The following is a 13210-nucleotide window of genomic DNA, read 5'->3' as shown; positions in this document are numbered from 1 at the left end:
ATTCTATCGGCCCCGGCGCAGGCGCCGGCCGCCGCGGAGATTCCGCATGAACGATGACCGTGCCGGCCGTCGCTTGCCGATCATCCATCGGATCACCGATGAGGAGAACGGTCCCTTCCAGCGCCAGCACCTGGACCTGGAGTTCTCCAACGGCGAACGCCGCCGCTTCGAGCGCCTGGTCAGCCGTGGCCATGGTGCGGTGGTGGTGGTGCCGATGCTCGACGACGAGACCGTGCTGCTGGTACGTGAATACGCCGCAGGCATGCACCGCTACGAACTGGGCCTGGTCAAGGGCCGGATCGATGCCGGCGAGACTCCCGAGCAGGCTGCGGACCGCGAACTGAAGGAAGAGGCCGGTTACGGTGCGCGCCGGGTCGACGTGCTGCGCGCAATGACCCTTGCCCCGACCTATATGAGCCACCAGTCGTGGCTGGTGGTGGCGCGCGACCTGTACCCGGAAAAGCTGGCCGGCGACGAGCCGGAAGAACTGGAAGTTGTCCCGTGGAAGCTGGCCGAGCTGGACCAGCTGATGCTGCGTGAGGACTTCTCCGAGGGACGCTCGCTGGCGGCGCTGTTCATCGCCCGCCAGTGGCTGCAGGGATTGCGATGATCAAACTGACCACGGACCTGCGCGAGACCGCCATCGCCATCGCCCAGGAAGCCGGACAGGCCATCATGCAGGTCTATGCCGATGGCTTCGAGGTGCAGATCAAGGACGACAACAGCCCGGTCACCAGTGCCGACCTGGCGGCCAACCAGGTCATTGAACAGGGCCTGCAGCAGCTGACCCCGGACCTGCCGATCCTGTCCGAGGAATCGGCGCAGGTGGGCTGGGAGCAGCGCCGCCACTGGGGGGCCTACTGGCTGGTCGACCCGCTCGACGGCACCCGCGAGTTCGTCAAGCGCAACGGCGAGTTCAGCGTCAACATCGCGTTGATCTACCAGGGCGCACCGGCTTTCGGCGTGGTGCTGGCCCCGGTCACCGGCATCGTCTGGCATGCCATGCGCGGCGAGTTGGCCTATCGCCGGCAGGGCCTGCACGACACCGTGCTGCGCACCCGTACACCGGCCACCGCACCGTTGCGGGTTGCCGCCAGCCGTTCGCACCGCTCACCGGAGACCGAGGCGCTGCTGGCGAGGATGGGCCGCATCGAGACCATCGCGCAGGGCTCGTCGCTGAAATTCTGCCGGATCGCCGAAGGTGGCCTGGATGTCTATCCGCGGCTGGGTCCGACCTCCGAATGGGATACCGCTGCCGGCCAGTGCGTGCTGCACGCCGCCGGTGGTGCGGTACTGTCGGCCGCGACCGGCAAGCCGTTCCGCTACAACCGCCGCGAGACCCTGTTGAACGGCGATTTCATTGCCCTTGGTGATACCAGCCTGCCATGGCGTGACTGGTTGTCCGATTGACCCTGGAGGCCGCATGAGCGCGCACGACACCCCCACCACCGGCAGCGCCGCAAGCAACGAACTGGAGCGCCTGCTCGCGATCATGGCTCGCCTGCGCGACCCGCAGGGCGGCTGCCCGTGGGACCTGGAGCAGAACTTCGCGACCATCGCGCCGTACACCATCGAGGAAGCCTACGAGGTGGCCGATGCGATCGACCGCGGCGACCTCGACGACCTGTGCGACGAGCTGGGCGACCTGTTGCTGCAGGTGGTGTTCCATGCGCGCATGGCCGAAGAGCAGGGCAGCTTCGCCTTCGCAGACGTGGCCCGCGCGATCAGCGACAAGATGCAGCGCCGCCACCCGCACGTGTTCGCCGAGGTCAGTGTCGATGATGCCGACGGGGTAATGCGTAACTGGGAGGCGATCAAACGGGCCGAGCGCGCCGCCAAGGGCGAGCAGGACACCTCCGCGCTGGCCGGCATCTCGCGCGGCCTGCCGGAATGGCAGCGGGCAGTGAAGCTGCAGTCGCGCGCGGCCAAGGTCGGCTTCGACTGGCCGGGCCCATTGCCGGTGCTGGACAAGGCGGCCGAGGAACTGCAGGAGCTGCGCGAGGAGTTCGAGCGCGGCGACATCGCCGGCAACAAGGCGCGCCTGCAGGAAGAACTGGGCGACCTGCTGTTCGTCTGCGCCAACTTGGCGCGCCACGCCGATATCGATCTGGGTGCGGCGCTGCGCGGGGCCAACCACAAGTTCGAACGTCGCTTCCGTGCGATGGAAGCGCAGGCCGATGCGCAGGGTGGGGCGCTGGCTGCGATGGACCTGGAGGCGCAGGAAGCCCTCTGGCAGCACGCCAAGGCGGCGGAGAAGGCGTGAAGACACTCGGCCTGTTTCTGCTGACCGCGCTGGCCGAGATCGTCGGCTGCTACCTGCCGTGGCTGTGGCTGCGCAAGGGCGGCAGCATCTGGCTGCTGCTGCCGGCGGCCGCCAGCCTGGCCCTGTTCGCCTGGCTGTTGACCCTGCATCCGACCGCCAGTGGTCGGGTCTATGCCGCCTACGGTGGCGTCTACATCGGCACCGCGCTGTTCTGGCTGTGGCTGGTCGATGGCATCCGTCCCAGCCGCTGGGACCTGTTCGGCGCCGCGCTGTGCCTGGCCGGCATGGCGGTGATCATGTTCGGGCCGCGCACCTCATCGGTGTAGGGCCGGGCAAGGCGGTTCTGTAGAGCCGAGCCCACGCTCGGCTGCTCTTCTTTCCGACCGCGCTGGCACGCGCAAGCCGAGCATGGTTCGGTGCTGCAAGGCAGCGCAGCGCCCCCCGAAAGGCGCATGATGGGCCTGACCATGGCCCCGGAGCATGCGCATGTCCCGCTTCGCCAGCTTCCGCGAGTTCTATCCGTTCTACCTCAGCGAGCACCGCCATCCGGTGTCGCGCCGGCTGCACTTCGTCGGCAGCTGCGGGGTGCTGCTGCTGGTTGCGGCGGCGATCCTGCGCGGCCAACCCATCCTTGTGCTGGCCGCCCTGTTCTGCGGTTACAGCTTCGCCTGGGTCGGCCATTTCTTTTTCGAGAAGAACCGCCCGGCCACCTTCCAGCACCCGCTGTACTCGTTCATGGGCGACTGGGTGATGTTCGCCGACATCCTGCGCGGGCGCGTGCCCTGGTAGCTCCGCTGTGAATGCGGCCTTCACGCGCTATGCTGGGGCCTGGACGTCATCGATAAGGAAAGCAAGATGTTCCCGACCATGTTCTTTACCGTGGTACTGGCCTTCGTGGCCGTGGTGATCCTGTTCAAGGCCGTACGGATGGTGCCCCAGGGCTACGAGTGGACCGTCGAGCGCTTCGGGCGCTACACGCATACCATGACCCCCGGCCTGCATTTCCTGATCCCGATCGTGTACGGGGTGGGGCGCAAGGTGAACATGATGGAGCAGGTGCTGGATGTGCCCAGCCAGGAAGTGATCACCAAGGACAACGCCGCCGTGCGCGTGGACGGCGTGGTGTTCTTCCAGGTACTGGATGCTGCCAAGGCCGCCTATGAGGTGGCCAACCTGGAAGTGGCGATGATCGCCCTGGTGCAGACCAACATCCGTACCGTGATCGGTTCGATGGACCTGGACGAATCGCTCAGCCAGCGCGAGGTGATCAATGCCCAGCTGCTGAGCGTGGTCGACCATGCCACCAATCCCTGGGGCGTGAAGGTCAACCGCATCGAGATCCGCGACATCCAGCCGCCGCGGGATCTACTGGACGCGATGGCGCGGCAGATGAAGGCCGAGCGCGAAAAGCGCGCGCAGATTCTCGAGGCAGAGGGTTCACGCCAGTCGGAGATCCTGCGCGCCGATGGCGAAAAGCAGGCCACCGTGCTGGAGGCGGAAGGCCGTCGCGAAGCTGCGTTCCGTGATGCCGAGGCACGCGAGCGCCTGGCCGAGGCCGAAGCGATGGCGACCAAGGTGGTGTCGGCGGCGATTGCCGAGGGTGACGTGCAGGCGATCAACTACTTTGTTGCGCAGAAGTACGTGGAAGCGTTCAAGGAACTGGCCAGTTCGCCGAACCAGAAGCTGGTGCTGATGCCGATGGAGGCCAGTGGCGTGATCGGTTCGATCGCGGGCGTGGCCGAACTGGCGAAGCAGGCGCTGGCCAGCCAGGACAACAAGGTCGCCGGCAAGCGGCCGCCGCCGCTCGGAGGCTGACATGCGCTGGGAAGTCGTCGGTTGGGGCGCGTTGGCGCTGCTGCTGTTCGCAGCAGAGGCGTTGGCACCTGGCGCGTTCATGCTGTGGATCGGCATTGGCGCGGCGGCGGTGTTCGTACTGGTTGCGGTGTTCAGTGACATTCCGCTGTTGTGGCAGGTGATCGCTTTCGTCCTGCTGAGTGTGGTCTCGATCCAGTGCTACCGGCGCTGGGGGCGGCCGCGGGCACGGCCCAGCGATGCGCCGTTGCTCAACCGCCGCGCCGAGCAGCTGGTCGGCCGGGAGGTGGTACTGCAGCAGGGCATCGTCGGTGGCCAGGGACGGGTCAGCATTGACGATGCGTCCTGGCAGGTGAGCGGTCCGGAGCTGCCTGCGGGCACGTGGGTGCGGGTGCGCAGCGTGCAGGGCACGGTGCTGGTGGTCGAGGACGCAGGCCGCCACCTGTAGAGCCGAGCCCACGCTCGGCTCCCACACGAAGAGCAGCCGGGCATGGGCTCGGCTCTACAGCTCCGGCGCTGCGCTGCGGCACGCCTGCGGGCGACCGATCTGGGATAATGGGGATTCTTGTTTCCTCTGCTGCCGGACCCGGTCATGACCCAGAAGACGCTGCTCAACGATACCCACCGCGCCCTTGGCGCCAAGATGGTCGATTTCGGGGGTTGGGACATGCCCATCCACTACGGCTCGCAGCTGGACGAGCACCACCAGGTGCGTCGCGAGTCCGGTGTGTTCGACGTCAGCCACATGACGGTGGTCGACCTGCGCGGTGAGCAGGTCAAGCCGTTCCTGCGCCGCCTGCTGGCCAACTCGGTCGACAAGCTGAAGGTGACCGGCAAGGCGCTGTACTCGTGCATGCTGAACCCGCGCGGCGGCGTCATCGACGACCTGATCGTCTACTACCTGGGCGACGATTTCTTCCGCATGGTGGTCAATGCCTCCACCCGCGAGAAGGACCTGGCCTGGCTGCGCGAGCAGGCTGCGCCGTTCGGCGTCACCGTCGAGCAGCGCCCGGACCTGGCCATCCTGGCCGTGCAGGGACCGCAGGCGCGCGACATCGTGATCGGCCTGGCGCGTGATGCGGACCGTCAGGCGCTGACCAAGCTGGGCCGTTTCGCCGCCCTGCAGGTGCAGTCCGATGACGGCGTCGAACTGTTCGTCGCCCGTACCGGTTACACCGGCGAAGACGGTTTCGAGATCCTGCTGCCGCAGGACGCCGTGGTCGCGTTCTGGAACCGCCTGCTGGCGGCGGGCGTGAAGCCGGCCGGCCTCGGCGCACGCGACACGCTGCGCCTGGAAGCCGGCATGAACCTGTACGGCCAGGACATGGACGAAGAGATCAGCCCGTACGAAGCGGCGCTGGCCTGGACCGTGTCGCTGGACGAAGGCCGCGACTTCATCGGCCGCGACGTGCTGGAAGCGCAGAAGGCCGCCGGCACCGCACGCCAGATGATCGGCCTGGTGATGGACGAGAAGGGCGTGCTGCGCCACGGCCAGGCGGTGACCACCGCGGGCGGCCAGGGCGAGATCCTGTCCGGCACCTTCTCGCCGACCCTGGCCAAGGGCATCGCCTTCGCCCGCGTACCGGCCGGTGAACTCGGCGAGGTCACCGTCGACATCCGCGGCCGGCAGGTACCGGTACGCGTGGTCAAGTTCCCGTTCGTGCGCGAAGGCCAGGCCCAGCCCGGCGTGCTCGCCGACGCCTGATCCGAAACTGCCGATCGTCACTGACAGCAGTGGCGGCCGGTTGGTTACACTAGCCCCGTTTTTTCCACCCCTGCATATCTCTGGAGCAGTCCCATGAGCGAGATCCCCGGCGACCTCAAGTTCCTCAAGTCCCATGAGTGGGCCCGTGTCGAAGGCAATGGCCGTGTCACCGTCGGTATTTCCGACCACGCCCAGGGCCTGCTGGGTGACCTGGTCTACGTCGAACTGCCGGAAGTCGGTGCCGACGCAAAGGCTGGCGAGCAGATCGCCGTTGTCGAGTCGGTGAAGGCCGCCTCGGACGTCTACAGCCCGATCAGCGGCAAGGTCGTCGAGGTCAACTCGGCGCTGTCCGACAAGCCGGAAACCATCAATGAAGATGCCTACGGCGAAGGCTGGATGTTCGTGGTCGAACTGACCAACGCCGAAGAGCTCAACGAACTGCTGGATCCGGACGCGTATGCCGAAGCCCTGGAAAACGACGACCACTGAGTCGTCACTTCCGGGTTCTGGAACGGCCACCTTCGGGTGGCCGTTTTTGTTTTGGCGAGTGCGTCGGACTCATGACGGCGGGTTCGCTCTGCACCCTCGGCGTGGCATCAGCCGACAGACGAACGGTGCCGATCGGCGTGCGCAGTTTTGCGCAAATCCGCGTTTCCGCCCTGCGCCGAAGCGATCAGATGTGAAAACTTTTCGCCCCCCGTTGCGGCCCCGTTGTGCTGGCGTTGGCGACGGTGCCGGTGACCATCGGCGATGCACGTGCGCTGTTGTCCAGAACATGTGCCTATCTGCGCAGAGTGCTTATTTCAAGTGTTTTTTGTTCAGAGAGCGCATCGACGTCGTCGCATGCGACGCGCGTGCGCGCCGCTTCCACCGTCGTTGCAGGCCGTGCGGAGCGGTGGTGCGGGCGGCGTCCGGGATGGCGCGGATGTGAAAATTTTTCGCGGGGGTTGTTGACAGTAAAAAAAACCGTGATTAGGTTTCGCCTCAGCAGACCTTGCCTGCCCAACCGAGTGCGCAGAATCAATCGTCCGATGCGAAGCAGCCCCTTCAAGACCACCGCGACCCTGATGACGGTGGACATGGCCCCGCTTCCCCCGGAGAAATGCAAGGCAACTCCCGTTCCGATGTCCGCTCCGCCGATCGAGGCGGGCATTGCCGCATCCGTAACGGCGCGCCTGACGCGCCGGCGGTCCCCGCACGCAGCATCCGCGGGTTTGATCCAACTGGGCGTTTCAACTCCCTATCACTGACGAGGAGCCATCCCATGGCAACCAAGAAAGCTGCGAAGAAGAAGCCCGCCGCCAAGAAAGCGGTGAAGAAGGTCGCGAAGAAGGCTGCTGCCAAGAAGGCAGTGAAGAAGGTCGCGAAGAAGGCGACCGCCAAGAAGGCAGTGAAGAAGGCTGCGAAGAAGGTCGCCAAGAAGACCACTGCGAAGAAGGCAGTGAAGAAGGCGGCGAAGAAGGTAGCCAAGAAGTCCACTGCCAAGAAGGCCGTCAAGAAGACCGCGAAGAAGGCCGTCAAGAAGGTAGCCAAGAAGGCCACCAAGAAGACTGCCAAGAAGGCAACGGCCCGCAAGCCGGCCAAGAAGGTCGCGAAGAAGGCGACTGCCAAGAAGGCCGTCAAGAAGACCGCCAAGAAGGCAGTAAAGAAGACCGCGAAGAAGGCCACCAAGAAGGCTGCCCCGAAGAAGGCAGCGAAGAAGGTTGCCAAGCGCAAGCCGGCCGCCCGCAAGAAGAAGGCCGCTCCGGTCGCTCTGCCGGCAACCCCGGCGCCGCTGATCTAAGTACTTCCCGATAGCCGCATCCTGAAACCCCCTTCCCTGGCTGCCCAGCGGGGAGGGGGTTTTTTTATGGAGCGGTTTGTAGCGTCGGGCCATGCCCGACGGCTTTTCTGACGGTCGACGCTAGCGGTGCGGCGACGGTGGAAAGCGCTCCACCAGGAAGTCCAGGAAGCTGCGCAGGCGGGTCGAGTGGTAACGGTCGTGCGCATAGACCACATGCATCGGCCGACCGGTCTGGCCATGCTCCGGGAACAGCTGCACCAGGCGTCCGGCGTCGACGTCGGCAGCCAGCAGCAGTGCCGACTGCAGCACGATGCCCAGCCCATGCAGCGCCGCCGTGCGCAGCGCTTCGCCGTTGTTGATCTGCAGCCGGCCGTCGGGCACACGCTCAAGCCCGCCAGCATCGACCTGCAGCCACTGCGCCAATGCGCTGGGTTCGAAGGACAGGCATTGGTGCCGGGCAAGCGCCTGCAGGTCGGAGGGCGTACCGTGCCGGGCGAGGTATCCGGGCGATGCGCACATCATCAAGCGATACGGTGCCAGCGCACGCGCCACCAGCATGCTGCTGTCGGCCAGCGTGCCGATGCGCAGCGCTGCTTCGAAACCCTCCTCGGCGAGGTCGACCACGCGGTCGGTCAGCGTGGCTTCGACCCGGACCTCCGGATGGCGCGCCATGTACTCGGCCAGTGCCGGTACCAACGCATGCGTGCCGAAGATCACCGGCGCACTGATGCGCAGCGTACCCGCCGGTGCCAGTTGCTGGTGCTGCGCCTGCGCGTCGGTTTCTTCCACCAGGCGCAGGATCTCCCGGCAGCGGGTGTAGTAGTCCTCGCCGAAGGGCGTCATATGCTGGCGCCGGGTGGTACGGCTCAACAACTGCATGCCCAACCGTGCCTCCAATGCGCGCAGATGCTTGCCGGCCATCGTCGCGGAGATATCCATCGCCGCCGCCGCTGCACTGAGGCTGCCCTTGTCCACGATCAGCACGTAGACCTGCATGCTTTCCAGCAGGTTCATCTGACACTCCGGGTGTTGAATGCTGAAACCTGCGCGGAGTTTATCAATCAGGGGTGATCAAACAGCATGTCGTGCAAGGGCTGGATTGGCCGGCCACGTGGACAGGAGAACACCATGGACTTGAATCTTGCAGGCCGTACCGCATTGGTCACGGGGGCGGGCAGTGGCATCGGTGCCGCCGTCGCCAGGCATCTGGCGGCCCAGGGCGTGCGCGTCGCCATCACGTCGCGGCAGCGCGCGCCCCTGCAGGCGCTGGCGGCGCGGATCGAAGCCGAAGGCGGCGCGGCACCGGTCATCGTGGTCGGCGATGTCACCGTCGCCGACGACGTCCGGTCCATCGCGGAGGCATCCCGGGAGGCATTGCAGCGCGTGGACATCCTGGTCAATGCCGCAGGGGGCTCCCGGCCGACCACGGTGGATGCCGATGACGAGGTCTGGGAGGAAGCGATCGCCCTGAACTTCTCCGCCGCACGACGGCTGACCCAGGTGCTGTTGCCCGGCATGCAGGCGCAGGCATGGGGACGGGTGATCAATTTCAGCGGTTCGATGGAGCCACGTTCGGTGAATGCCGCCACCGCGGCGAAGGCGGCGCTGCATCTGTGGAGCAAGGGGTTGTCGTCGGAGGTGGCCGGGCAGGGGATTACGGTGAATGCGATTGCACCGGGGCGCATCAACAGCCCGCAGATTCTTGATCGCCTGCATCCCACCGAGGAAAGCCGGCGCGCGTTCATTGCACGCAACATTCCGATCGGGCGCTTCGGCGAGCCGGACGAAGTGGCGCCGCTGGTGGCCTTCCTGGCTTCGCCGCTGGCCGGCTACATCACCGGTGCGGTGATTCCGGTGGATGGCGGCATGCACTACTTCGCGCATTAGCGCTGCGGAGCTGTAGAGCCGAGCCCATGCTCGGCTGCCTTGCGCCAGAATTCCGCTCAGCCGAGCACGGCTCGGCTCTACACAACAACAAAAAGGGCAGCCCTCAGGCCGCCCTTCATGTTTACGGTCGAGCCCGCCTGATCAGCGCGGGGACGCCACCGCGCGGTTGCTCGAGGCACCCTTGCCCTTGCGCTTGTCCTGCTGCGCCGGGCTTGCGCCCTCGGCCATCAGGTTGTCGCTGCCGAAGTCGGTGTCCACGTCCAGCCAGCGCTGCGTCGGCAGGCCGAGCGCGGAATCGAGCACGGTCGGCAGCAGGCCGCTGGGCAGGCCGCTTTCGCCGTTCCACATGATGGCGATGCCGAGATCGCGCTCCGGCACCAGCGCGACCAAGCCACGATAGCCCTGCACGGCACCGGCATGGAACACCACGTCGTGGCCGGCGTAGTCGAAGGTGCGCCAGCCCAGGGCGTAGCCGGCCGAGTGCAGGCGCTCGCGGCGCCAGCCCGAACGCATCTCGCCGGGGGTGCTGATCAGGCTCGAATGCAGGGTGGCCAGCAGCGGTGCCGGCAGCACGTCCGGGCGGTGGCCGGTGTGGGCGAGCAGCCACTGCGCCATGTCGCTGGCGCTGGCATTGACGCCGGCCGCCGGGGCGACCCGGTAGTAGGTCGGCTTCGGCGTCAGCGAGACCCAGCCGTTGCGGCTGCGCACGTGCGGACGCGCCCAGCGCGAGCTGGCCTGGATGCCGGCCAGGCCGAGGCTGGCATCGTTCATGCCCAGCGGCTTGAAGATGCGGCGCTCGACCGACTGCTCGTAGAAGCTGCCGGAGGCGGCATAGACGACGTCGCCGATCAGGCTGAAGGCCACGTTCTGGTAGGCGTAGCAGTCGCCCGGCAGGCACTTCAGGCTGGTGTTGGCCAGCTTCTGGGTCAGTGAGTAGTACTCGGCGTTGCCTTCGATGTCGCGGTCGTAGGCGTTGTAGGGCAGGCCGACGCGATGGCTGAGCACGTCGGCCACGGTCAGGCGATCGGTCGCTTCCGGCGAGTTCAGGCGGAAGCCCGGCACATAGTCGGTGACCTTGCTGTCCCAGCGCAGGGTGCCGTCGTTGACCAGCAGGCCGGCCATGGTGCCGGCGAAGGCCTTGGACAGCGAGGCCAGGCGGAACACGGTGTGGGCATCGACCGGCAGCGGGTTGTTGACGTCGGTAACGCCATAGCCGCGCGCGCTGAGGATGCGCCCGCCCTGCACGATGGCCACCGCCATGCCCGGCACGCGCTCGCCATAGGTAAGCTGCTGCGCCATCGATTCGATATTGGCCACGTTGAAGCCGGCCGCCGGCAGCTGCACCTGCGGCACCAGGCCGGTGCGGTAGGCGGCGGGCTGCGTGTGGGCGACGGCGGTGGCGGCGGATTCGATGTTGGCCGGCATCGGCGGCAATGGCGGCGGGGTCTGCGCGGTGGTGGACAAGGCAACGGGCATCAACATGCCCAGCAAACCGGTGGCCGCCGAACGGATCGGACGACGCAGGCTGTTCTTTTTCATCGTGGAGACCCGTGCGCGACTGCTGATGGCGATTCTAGCGCCGCTTTTCCCTTGTGCACAAACAAAGCGAAGATGAATGCGCATCTCGTTGAAAAAGTTGGAATTTTGACGCCCTGAAGGCATGTATCGGAACGTGTCGTATGGGTGGGGCCGTGACACTGCGTTGCAGCCTTCTGCGTGGCTGCTGCTGGCGATGTTGCAGTGCATTGGCTAACGTACGCGCTTCACCGCCCCCGGAGCCTGCCATGCCGCTGTCCAACCGCCGTCTTCTGGCGAGGGACGCCGCGTGAGCGCGGTGAAGGGCAAGGGGCCGCTGCGTGGGCTGACGGTGGCACTGCGTGAGTCGCCGGCGCTGTGGTGGTCGTTCCTGTACTTCTTCTGCCTGCTCAGTGGCTACTACGTGCTGCGCCCGGTGCGTGAGGCGATGGCTGCCTCGGCTGACCTGGAGACCGTGTTCCCGCCGATGCTGATCGCCTGGTTTGCCAGCCATGGCATCGCGCTGAAGGACTTCGTCCTGCAGTTCCTGTTCTCCTGCGTGTTCGTGATCATGCTGGTACTGCAGCCGGTGTACGGCTGGCTGGTCAGCCGCTTCCCGCGGCGGGTGTTCCTGCCGGCGGTGTATGGGTTCTTCATCGTCACTCTGCTGGGCTTCTACGTACTGTTCGATAGCGGTGTGCCAGGCCGCGGGATGGCGTTCTTTTTCTGGATCACCGTTTTCAACCTGTTCGCGGTGGCAGTGTTCTGGAGCTTCATGGCCGATGTGTTTTCCAACGCGCAGGCACGTGCCTTCTACGGTTACATCGGCGCGGCCGGCACCATCGGTGCCTTCCTTGGTCCGGTCATCACCAGTGCGCTGGTGCAGCGCGTGGGCATTGCCAATCTGATGCTGGTCTCGGCAGGCTTTCTCGCCATCTGCCTGTTGAGCATCTGGCGGCTGCGGCACTGGGCGGTGCTGCGTGAGCAGGAGCAGCAGCTGGTATCCGGCGAGCAGCCGATGGGCGGCAGCGTGCTGGACGGCCTGAAACTGATCGTGCGTGAGCCGTTGCTGCGCTGGCTGGCGATCATGGTGGTTTTCGGTGTGGGCGTGGGCACCCTGCTGTACAACCAGCAGGCCAGTATCGTGCGTGCAGCGTTCAACGATGCAGGCGCTGCCACGGCCTTCTTCTCGCGTATCGATCTGGCGGTGAACGCACTGGCGCTGCTGATGCAGCTGGGCCTGACCCGCTGGCTGCTGTCGCGCCACGGCATCGCGCCGGCCCTGTTGATCCCTGGCTTTGCGATCCTGATCGGCTTCTCGGTGCTTGCCGCTTCACCCATGCCGTTGATGGTGGCCGTGGTGCAGGTGATGACCCGCGCCAGCGAGTTCGCATTGGCCAAGCCGGCACGTGAAACCATCTATACCCGCGTGGACCGGCAGTGGCGTTACAAAGCCGGCGCGGCCATCGATACGGTGGTGTACCGCGGCGCGGACCTGAGCTTTGCGTGGGTGCACAAGGGCTTGTCGCTGTTTGGTTCACATGTGGTGTTCATCGGTGGCGTGGTGGTTGCCGCGTGCATGACCGCCGCCGCGTTTGGTGTACTGCGCGAAGAAAAAAAGCTGCCGCGCGACCGCTGATCCCGTCCAGTCATTTCGAGGAGAGAAACCATGTCGCTGATCGCGCTGCTGCTGACCGTGCTGGTCGCGGTGCTGCACCTGTACTTCCTGGTGCTGGAGATGTTCCTGTGGACCCGTCCGCTGGGCTTGAAGACGTTCCGCAACACGCCGGAGAAGGCGGAGACCACGCGCGTGCTGGCGGCCAACCAGGGCCTGTACAACGGCTTCCTGGCGGCGGGCATCGTGGTGGGGCTGGTGATCAATCAGCCGGTGCTGGTGACGTTCTCGCTGGCCTGCGTGGTGGTGGCCGGGTGCTATGGCGCCTACAGCGTGAGCCGCCGCATTTTCATGATCCAGGCGGTGCCTGCGATCCTGGCGTTGGTGTGTCGCGCGGTAGCGTAGTTTCCAGCCAACGGCGCAGCCCCTCGTGGGTTGCTCGCGTAGAGCTTGTCATGGGGTTGGCCGGGCGGGTTGGGTTCGCGGGGGACGCCGCAAGTACGTCCCTGTAGCAACTGTGTTGAGAGATGGGCCTTGGCCCCGCCGACAGTCGCACACGGTAGTGCCGGCCGCTGGCCGGCAGCCTTTTGGGGCACGCGCGGCAGGTTGGCTTCAGGCGGGGATCGATCC

The 13210-nt window shown here is 66.0% G+C and carries 16 protein-coding genes; 13 read left to right on the top strand and 3 right to left on the bottom strand.

The genetic code is table 11. The features are described 5' to 3' along the window. Positions 1–46 precede the first annotated feature (46 nt). From nudE to gcvH, 9 genes are all read left to right on the top strand, one after another. Complete coding sequence (nudE, locus tag AC5QAH_RS12325; RefSeq protein WP_010482713.1) at positions 47–610, top strand: ADP compounds hydrolase NudE; 564 nt, start codon at positions 47–49, stop codon at positions 608–610. Further along, the gene (gene cysQ, locus AC5QAH_RS12320) at positions 607–1410 is read left to right on the top strand and encodes a 3'(2'),5'-bisphosphate nucleotidase CysQ (protein ID WP_010482714.1); all 804 of its coding nucleotides are present in this window, start codon (positions 607–609) and stop codon (positions 1408–1410) included. Before nudE ends, cysQ begins: the two co-directional genes overlap by 4 nt. A 13-nt stretch (positions 1411–1423) precedes the next feature. After that, entirely contained in the window at positions 1424–2263 is an 840-nt protein-coding gene (gene mazG, locus AC5QAH_RS12315) for a nucleoside triphosphate pyrophosphohydrolase (RefSeq protein ID WP_019338695.1), read from the top strand. Then, on the top strand, positions 2260–2589 hold the full coding sequence (locus AC5QAH_RS12310; protein ID WP_010482716.1) for a YnfA family protein: 330 nt from the start codon (positions 2260–2262) through the stop codon (positions 2587–2589). The genes mazG and AC5QAH_RS12310 overlap by 4 nt, the downstream gene beginning before the upstream one ends. Positions 2590–2749: 160 nt before the next feature. After that, positions 2750–3052 carry an Mpo1-like protein gene (locus tag AC5QAH_RS12305; protein WP_010482717.1) on the top strand — a complete coding sequence of 101 codons (303 nt, stop codon included), beginning with the start codon at positions 2750–2752 and terminating at the stop codon, positions 3050–3052. Between the two features lie 66 nt (positions 3053–3118). After that, a complete protein-coding gene (locus AC5QAH_RS12300; protein WP_049410653.1) occupies positions 3119–4078 on the top strand; it encodes an SPFH domain-containing protein in 960 nt (319 codons plus the stop codon). A 1-nt stretch (position 4079) separates the two neighbouring features. Then, positions 4080–4523: an NfeD family protein gene (locus AC5QAH_RS12295; RefSeq protein WP_049410650.1), complete on the top strand. Its 444-nt coding sequence runs from the start codon at positions 4080–4082 to the stop codon at positions 4521–4523. A 144-nt stretch (positions 4524–4667) separates the two neighbouring features. Then, positions 4668–5780: a glycine cleavage system aminomethyltransferase GcvT gene (gcvT, locus tag AC5QAH_RS12290; RefSeq protein ID WP_010482722.1), complete on the top strand. Its 1113-nt coding sequence runs from the start codon at positions 4668–4670 to the stop codon at positions 5778–5780. 93 nt (positions 5781–5873) lie between these two features. Continuing rightward, on the top strand, positions 5874–6269 hold the full coding sequence (gene gcvH, locus AC5QAH_RS12285) for a glycine cleavage system protein GcvH (RefSeq protein WP_010482723.1): 396 nt from the start codon (positions 5874–5876) through the stop codon (positions 6267–6269). Between the two features lie 292 nt (positions 6270–6561). On the opposite strand, the gene AC5QAH_RS12280 is transcribed toward gcvH, so the two are convergent. After that, the gene (locus AC5QAH_RS12280; protein ID WP_126560666.1) at positions 6562–6933 is read right to left on the bottom strand and encodes a hypothetical protein; all 372 of its coding nucleotides are present in this window, start codon (positions 6931–6933) and stop codon (positions 6562–6564) included. A gap of 111 nt (positions 6934–7044) precedes the next feature. Here AC5QAH_RS12280 and AC5QAH_RS12275 point away from each other — a divergent pair, with 111 nt between their 5' ends. Further along, entirely contained in the window at positions 7045–7563 is a 519-nt protein-coding gene (locus AC5QAH_RS12275; protein ID WP_032130057.1) for a hypothetical protein, read from the top strand. Between the two features lie 120 nt (positions 7564–7683). On the opposite strand, the gene AC5QAH_RS12270 is transcribed toward AC5QAH_RS12275, so the two are convergent. Then, a complete protein-coding gene (locus AC5QAH_RS12270; RefSeq protein WP_049454578.1) occupies positions 7684–8577 on the bottom strand; it encodes a LysR substrate-binding domain-containing protein in 894 nt (297 codons plus the stop codon). 114 nt (positions 8578–8691) lie between these two features. Here AC5QAH_RS12270 and AC5QAH_RS12265 point away from each other — a divergent pair, with 114 nt between their 5' ends. Continuing rightward, complete coding sequence (locus tag AC5QAH_RS12265) at positions 8692–9450, top strand: SDR family oxidoreductase (RefSeq protein WP_049454575.1); 759 nt, start codon at positions 8692–8694, stop codon at positions 9448–9450. A 141-nt stretch (positions 9451–9591) separates the two neighbouring features. Here the strand turns inward: AC5QAH_RS12265 and AC5QAH_RS12260 are convergent, their stop codons facing one another. Further along, positions 9592–10989: a serine hydrolase domain-containing protein gene (locus tag AC5QAH_RS12260; RefSeq protein ID WP_049454573.1), complete on the bottom strand. Its 1398-nt coding sequence runs from the start codon at positions 10987–10989 to the stop codon at positions 9592–9594. Positions 10990–11275: 286 nt separating this feature from the next. Between AC5QAH_RS12260 and AC5QAH_RS12255 the strand changes: the two genes are divergently transcribed. Both AC5QAH_RS12255 and AC5QAH_RS12250 read left to right on the top strand, forming a co-directional pair. Continuing rightward, positions 11276–12604, top strand: coding sequence for an NTP/NDP exchange transporter (locus tag AC5QAH_RS12255; RefSeq protein WP_010482728.1), 1329 nt, complete (start codon positions 11276–11278; stop codon positions 12602–12604). A 30-nt stretch (positions 12605–12634) separates the two neighbouring features. Next, on the top strand, positions 12635–12985 hold the full coding sequence (locus AC5QAH_RS12250; RefSeq protein ID WP_049454570.1) for a DUF1304 family protein: 351 nt from the start codon (positions 12635–12637) through the stop codon (positions 12983–12985). Positions 12986–13210: the final 225 nt, after the last annotated feature.

This window comes from Stenotrophomonas sp. YJH_SMC_43, assembly GCF_059372535.1.
Note: the sequence above shows the minus strand (reverse complement) of the source record. Positions and strands in the feature narration are given on the sequence as shown.

What these genes read in the sequence shown, in the direction of transcription:
- nudE (WP_010482713.1), top strand. Translation starts at nt 47, where the DNA reads ATGAACGATGACCGTGCCGGCCGTCGCTTGCCGATCATCCATCGGATC.
- cysQ (WP_010482714.1), top strand. Translation starts at nt 607, where the DNA reads ATGATCAAACTGACCACGGACCTGCGCGAGACCGCCATCGCCATCGCC.
- mazG (WP_019338695.1), top strand. Translation starts at nt 1,424, where the DNA reads ATGAGCGCGCACGACACCCCCACCACCGGCAGCGCCGCAAGCAACGAA.
- AC5QAH_RS12305 (WP_010482717.1), top strand. Translation starts at nt 2,750, where the DNA reads ATGTCCCGCTTCGCCAGCTTCCGCGAGTTCTATCCGTTCTACCTCAGC.
- AC5QAH_RS12300 (WP_049410653.1), top strand. Translation starts at nt 3,119, where the DNA reads ATGTTCCCGACCATGTTCTTTACCGTGGTACTGGCCTTCGTGGCCGTG.
- AC5QAH_RS12295 (WP_049410650.1), top strand. Translation starts at nt 4,080, where the DNA reads ATGCGCTGGGAAGTCGTCGGTTGGGGCGCGTTGGCGCTGCTGCTGTTC.
- gcvT (WP_010482722.1), top strand. Translation starts at nt 4,668, where the DNA reads ATGACCCAGAAGACGCTGCTCAACGATACCCACCGCGCCCTTGGCGCC.
- gcvH (WP_010482723.1), top strand. Translation starts at nt 5,874, where the DNA reads ATGAGCGAGATCCCCGGCGACCTCAAGTTCCTCAAGTCCCATGAGTGG.
- AC5QAH_RS12280 (WP_126560666.1), bottom strand. Translation starts at nt 6,933, where the DNA reads ATGCCCGCCTCGATCGGCGGAGCGGACATCGGAACGGGAGTTGCCTTG.
- AC5QAH_RS12275 (WP_032130057.1), top strand. Translation starts at nt 7,045, where the DNA reads ATGGCAACCAAGAAAGCTGCGAAGAAGAAGCCCGCCGCCAAGAAAGCG.
- AC5QAH_RS12270 (WP_049454578.1), bottom strand. Translation starts at nt 8,577, where the DNA reads ATGAACCTGCTGGAAAGCATGCAGGTCTACGTGCTGATCGTGGACAAG.
- AC5QAH_RS12265 (WP_049454575.1), top strand. Translation starts at nt 8,692, where the DNA reads ATGGACTTGAATCTTGCAGGCCGTACCGCATTGGTCACGGGGGCGGGC.
- AC5QAH_RS12260 (WP_049454573.1), bottom strand. Translation starts at nt 10,989, where the DNA reads ATGAAAAAGAACAGCCTGCGTCGTCCGATCCGTTCGGCGGCCACCGGT.
- AC5QAH_RS12250 (WP_049454570.1), top strand. Translation starts at nt 12,635, where the DNA reads ATGTCGCTGATCGCGCTGCTGCTGACCGTGCTGGTCGCGGTGCTGCAC.